Origin of the sequence: Gordonibacter pamelaeae 7-10-1-b (assembly GCF_000210055.1) — a bacterium.
Classification (GTDB): Bacteria; Actinomycetota; Coriobacteriia; order Coriobacteriales; family Eggerthellaceae; genus Gordonibacter; species Gordonibacter pamelaeae.
On record NC_021021.1, the window covers coordinates 808,349 to 809,470 of the forward strand.

Below are 1,122 nucleotides of genomic sequence, written 5' to 3' on the forward strand. Positions count from 1 at the left end.
GCCCACGGGCAGGCCGCTGGCGGGACGCGTCACGTTCACGCCGAGCGGCTTGATGAGGCGCGCCAGGTAGGCGGCCGTGGTCTCGCCCTCCACGTTGGGGTTGGTGGCCAGCACCACTTCGGTCACCTCGCCCGATGCCAGGCGCTTCATGAGCTCGGCGATGCGCAGGTTGTCCGGGCCGATGCCCTCCATGGGCGACAGGGCGCCGCCCAGCACATGGTAAAGGCCCGAGAACACGGCCGTGCGCTCGATGGGCGGAATGTCGCGCGGCTCGCTGACCACGCAGATGATGCCCGGGTCGCGCCGGGACGACCGGCATATCTCGCACAGGTCGTCCTCGGCGTAGTTGAAGCACTGCCGGCAGAAGTGCACCTGGTCCTTCACTTCCGCGATGGCCTCGGACAGGCGCAGCGCCGTGGCCTTGTCGGTGTTGAGTATCCAGTAGGCGATGCGCTGCGCCGACTTCGGGCCGATGCCGGGCAGGCGCTCCAGCTCGTCGAGGAGCTTCTGGATGGACGGCGCTGCGTACATGGCTGCTGCCCGCGCCTACATCAGGCCGGGGATGTTCATGCCGCCGGTCACGGAGTTCAGGCGCTGGGCGCTCACGTCGGACATGCCGCGCAGGGCCTCGTTCACCGCCGCCAGCACCATGTCCTGGAGCAGGTCCACGTCCTCGGGGTCCACGGCCTCCGGGTCGATGACGATGCTCTTGATGGCCATGTCGCCCGTGGCCACCACCTTCACCATGCCGCCGCCGGCCGTGGCCTCGTACTCCATGTCCTTGATCTCGTCCTGGGCCTTCGCCAGCTCGGCCTGCATCTTCTGGGCCTGCTTCATCATGGCGCCCATGTTGCCCATGCCGCCGCCTCCGGGGAACCCGCCTCGTTTCGCCATCGTGGTCTCCTGTCTGCTCTCTGCTCGTAGCTTGTCGTTTATCGGATGCCGCCTGCTTGCCGCGGCGTTGCTTCGCGCGCTATTCTCTCACTTCTTCGACGATCACGCCATCGCCGAATCCCGCCGCCAAGATGGCCTCCAGCTCGCCGGGCGACTGCACGGGAGCCGTCAGGTCCACGGAAGGCGAGGTGCGCGCATCGGGCTCCGGCGGCAGGTCCGGGCGCGACG

2 protein-coding genes are annotated in these 1,122 nt (G+C 68.4%); both read right to left on the bottom strand.

The window, feature by feature from the left end:
* Positions 1–531 (bottom strand): recombination mediator RecR (recR, locus tag GPA_RS03845; protein ID WP_041239014.1); only part of this gene is annotated, 531 nt, incomplete at its 3' end.
* A 15-nt stretch (positions 532–546) separates the two neighbouring features.
* Positions 547–894, bottom strand: a complete 348-nt coding sequence (locus GPA_RS03850; protein WP_015538989.1) for a YbaB/EbfC family nucleoid-associated protein — start codon at positions 892–894, stop codon at positions 547–549.
* Positions 895–1,122: the final 228 nt, after the last annotated feature.

What these genes read in the sequence shown, in the direction of transcription:
- GPA_RS03850 (WP_015538989.1), bottom strand. Translation starts at nt 894, where the DNA reads ATGGCGAAACGAGGCGGGTTCCCCGGAGGCGGCGGCATGGGCAACATG.